This is a genomic window from Bradyrhizobium sp., from assembly GCF_049798375.1.
Taxonomy (GTDB): Bacteria; Pseudomonadota; Alphaproteobacteria; order Rhizobiales; family Xanthobacteraceae; genus Bradyrhizobium.
Genome location: NZ_JBARGP010000307.1, coordinates 1 through 3,410, shown reverse-complemented (window position 1 = coordinate 3,410; position 3,410 = coordinate 1). Strand labels below are relative to the sequence as shown.

Sequence of the window (3,410 nt, the reverse complement as noted above, 5' to 3'; positions counted from 1 at the left end):
CGCGGACAATGCCGACCAGCGTCTGACCGATAAAGGCGCAGCACTCGGCTGCGTCGGTTCACTCAGAAGTCAGCACCATCGCGCAAAGATGGATGCGCTCAATGGAGCGAAAGCTTTGGCTAAGTCGGTGGCCATCACGCCGAATGAGGCCGCCAAGCACGGACTGGCGTTGAACAAGGACGGCCAGCGCCGGTCAGCGTTCGAACTCCTGGCATATCCGGACATCGGTTGGGAGCAGGTGCGAGCGATATGGCCCGAGCTCGGCGCGTTCGATGCCGGTATCGCGGCGCACCTGGAGATCGATGCCAAATACGATGTGTACCTGAAACGGCAGAACGCGGATGTCGATGCCTTTCGCCGCGACGAGGGCATGGTGCTCGGTGATATCGATTACGCGGAGGTGCCGGGCCTCTCCAACGAGGCTCGTGCCAAGCTGACCGCAGCCAAGCCGTGGACGGTCGGTCAGGCTGGTCGTATCGACGGCATGACGCCGGCGGCGCTCGGAATCCTCGCGGCCTATCTGCGGCGCGAGGCGCGGCGGAAGTCGGCGACCGCATGAGGCGTTTCACGTGAAACCAGCCGATCGTTCTTCTGCACCCCCTGGCCTCGCCGCCGACAGAGCCGCGGCGCTCGCGCTGACCCCCGTTTCACGTGAAACGGCTGAGCGCCTCGATCGCTACGTCGCATTGTTAGAGGCGTGGCAGGCAAAGACCAACCTCGTCGCGCCATCAACTCTGCCGCAGCTCTGGACCCGTCACATCGCGGACTCGCTCCAGCTTCTCGCGCTCAAGCCAGATGCGAAAATCTGGATCGATCTTGGCAGCGGCGGCGGCTTTCCCGGCGTGGTGCTCGCCTGCGCTCTGACCGAGGCGCCGGGTGCCCAGATCCATCTTGTCGAGCGCATCGCCAAGAAAGCCGCGTTCCTGCGCGAAGCTATTCGCGTCACGGCGGCACCTGGCGTCGTGCATTTGTCGGAGATCGAGGATATCGTGGAGAAGTGGACGGGGCGAGTCGATTGCATCACTGCGCGCGCGCTGGCTCCATTACACCAGCTCATTGGCTTCGTTGAGCCCTTGGTTAACAAAGGTACAACGGCGCTATTTCTGAAGGGCCAAGATGTAGAAGCGGAATTGACCGAATCTACTAAATATTGGAACATCAGGCACAAGCTTCATCCCAGCCGAACGGGCGGACAAGGCTGGATCGTCGAGATCGATCAGATCGCGCGACGTTCATGAATTCCGCGACACAGGCGATGACGACCGATGACCGTGATTGATCAGGTTTATCAAGAGGATAGGGCCCCGCACATGGACGGCCATCCGCGCATCCTGGCGCTCGCCAACCAGAAGGGCGGGGTCGGCAAGACCACGACTGCGATCAACCTCGGCACCGCACTGGCCGCGATCGGCGAGCGCGTGCTGATCATCGACCTCGATCCGCAGGGCAACGCCTCGACCGGGCTCGGTATCGATCGCCACAACCGCAACTGCTCGACCTACGACGTCCTGATCGGCGAGGCGTCCTTGCGCGACGCCGTGGTGCCGACCGCGGTGCCGCGTTTGCACATCGCCTCCTCGACCATGGATCTGTCGGGTCTCGAGCTCGAGCTCGGCTCGTCGGCCAATCGCGCCTTCCGGCTGCGCGACGCCATCGCCAGCCTTAACAACAACGTCTCGCCCGAGAACGACTATACCTATGTGCTGGTCGACTGCCCGCCGTCGCTCAACCTGCTGACCGTCAACGCGATGGCGGCGGCGGATGCGATCCTGGTGCCGCTGCAGTGTGAGTTCTTCGCGCTCGAGGGTCTATCGCAGCTGCTGCAGACGGTCGAGCAGGTGCGCTCGACTCTGAACCCGAACCTGTCGATCCACGGCATCGTGCTGACCATGTTCGACTCGCGCAACAACCTCTCGAACCAGGTTGTCGCCGACGTCCGTCAGTTCATGGGATCGAAGGTCTACAACACCATGATCCCGCGCAACGTCCGCATCTCCGAGGCGCCGTCCTACGGCAAGCCGGTGCTGGTCTATGATTTGAAGTGCGTCGGCAGCGAGGCCTATCTCAAGCTCGCCACCGAGGTGATTCAGCGCGAGCGCGAGCTCAAGCCGCATTGATCTGCTGCACAGGTCCAGACCGGCCGCGTGATGCGGGTTCGGTCCTTTCAGTGGCATAACATCGATTGTGTCGTTCGCATCTCGGGTTCGCTGATGTGCCTGCGCCCGAATCGACGACAACGAGAGGAGCGGCGTTTCAGTGAATCCAAGGGAGAAGGCGATGGCCGATGAATCGCGCTCGCGACTGGGCCGCGGTCTTGCAAGTCTGATCGGCGATGTCGGGCGCGAGGCGGGTGCACCGCCGGAGCGGCCGCGTTCGCAGCGCAAGGTGCCGATCGAATTCCTCAAGCCCAACCCGCGCAATCCGCGTCGCACCTTCTCTGATACCGAGCTCGGCGAGCTCACCGACTCGATCAAGCAGCATGGCGTGATCCAACCGATCGTGGTGCGACCGGTGAAGGGCGCACAGGACCGTTATGAGATCATCGCCGGTGAACGGCGTTGGCGCGCGTCGCAGGCGGCCGGCCTGCATGAAGTGCCGATCGTCCCGATCGATGTCAGCGACAGTGACGCGCTCGAGCTTGCGATCATCGAGAACGTCCAGCGCGAAGACCTCAACGCGATGGAGGAGGCGCAGGGCTATCACGCGCTCGGCAACGAGTTTAAGCGCAGCCAGGAAGACATCGCCAAGATCGTCGGCAAGAGCCGCAGCCACGTCGCCAACATGATGCGGCTGACCAAGCTGCCGGCGGAAGTGCAAGGCTTCATCGCGGCCGGCCAGCTGTCGGCCGGCCATGCGCGCGCGCTGATCAATCTGCCGGATCCGTTGGCGGCGGCGAAGCGCATCGTCAAGGAAGGGCTGAACGTCCGCCAGACCGAGGCGCTCGCGCACGACGAGGGCGTGCCGGAGCGCAAGCCGCAGAAGCCGCGCACCGGCAGCGCGCCGAAGGAGACAAAGGACGCCGACACCATCGCGTTGGAGAAGCGGGTCAGCGACGCGCTCGGCCTGACCGTCACCATCAGCCATCGCGATCCCGGCGGCACGGTGCAGATCAGCTATCGCAACCTCGAGCAGCTCGACGAGGTCACGCGCCGGCTGGAGAACGGTTAGTTGTTAGTTAGGCTTTGCGGCGCGCTCGCTGCAACCTCGCCCCGCTCTTGTCCGCCATAGCTCGAAGAGCGACGGCGGATGCGGGGAGATCACCCACGCCGCCGCGCCGCGACCGCGATCGACAGCAGGGTGCGTTGCGCGATCGCGGCCGCCAGCGACGGCTGCTTGCGCATGTCCAGCGCCGCAGTGGCGAGCTGATCGATGATCGGCACCAGCCGCGCCGGCGAGAGGTTGCGCAGCGC

3 protein-coding genes and 2 pseudogenes are annotated in these 3,410 nt (G+C 64.1%); 4 read left to right on the top strand and 1 reads right to left on the bottom strand.

Annotation, left to right across the window (positions count from 1 at the left end; translation table 11 throughout):
• The 4 genes and pseudogenes from WA702_RS13215 to WA702_RS13200 all read left to right on the top strand — a co-directional run.
• A pseudogene (locus WA702_RS13215) lies at window positions 1–559 on the top strand (tRNA uridine-5-carboxymethylaminomethyl(34) synthesis enzyme MnmG); the annotation flags it as partial.
• Between the two features lie 10 nt (window positions 560–569).
• Window positions 570–1,238, top strand: coding sequence for a 16S rRNA (guanine(527)-N(7))-methyltransferase RsmG (gene rsmG, locus WA702_RS13210; RefSeq protein WP_425110973.1), 669 nt, complete (start codon window positions 570–572; stop codon window positions 1,236–1,238).
• Window positions 1,239–1,265: 27 nt separating this feature from the next.
• Window positions 1,266–2,117 (top strand): ParA family protein, encoded by an 852-nt coding sequence (locus WA702_RS13205; protein WP_425110972.1) that lies wholly within the window; start codon window positions 1,266–1,268, stop codon window positions 2,115–2,117.
• A gap of 160 nt (window positions 2,118–2,277) precedes the next feature.
• Window positions 2,278–3,168 (top strand): ParB/RepB/Spo0J family partition protein, encoded by an 891-nt coding sequence (locus WA702_RS13200; protein ID WP_425110971.1) that lies wholly within the window; start codon window positions 2,278–2,280, stop codon window positions 3,166–3,168.
• A gap of 89 nt (window positions 3,169–3,257) precedes the next feature.
• On the opposite strand, the pseudogene WA702_RS13195 reads toward WA702_RS13200, so the two are convergent.
• Window positions 3,258–3,410: pseudogene (locus WA702_RS13195) on the bottom strand (DNA polymerase III subunit delta); the annotation flags it as partial.

Bases quoted from the DNA above. Each gene is read 5' to 3' on its own strand.
- WA702_RS13205 (WP_425110972.1), top strand. From the start codon at position 1,266: ATGACCGTGATTGATCAGGTTTATCAAGAGGATAGGGCCCCGCACATG.
- WA702_RS13200 (WP_425110971.1), top strand. From the start codon at position 2,278: ATGGCCGATGAATCGCGCTCGCGACTGGGCCGCGGTCTTGCAAGTCTG.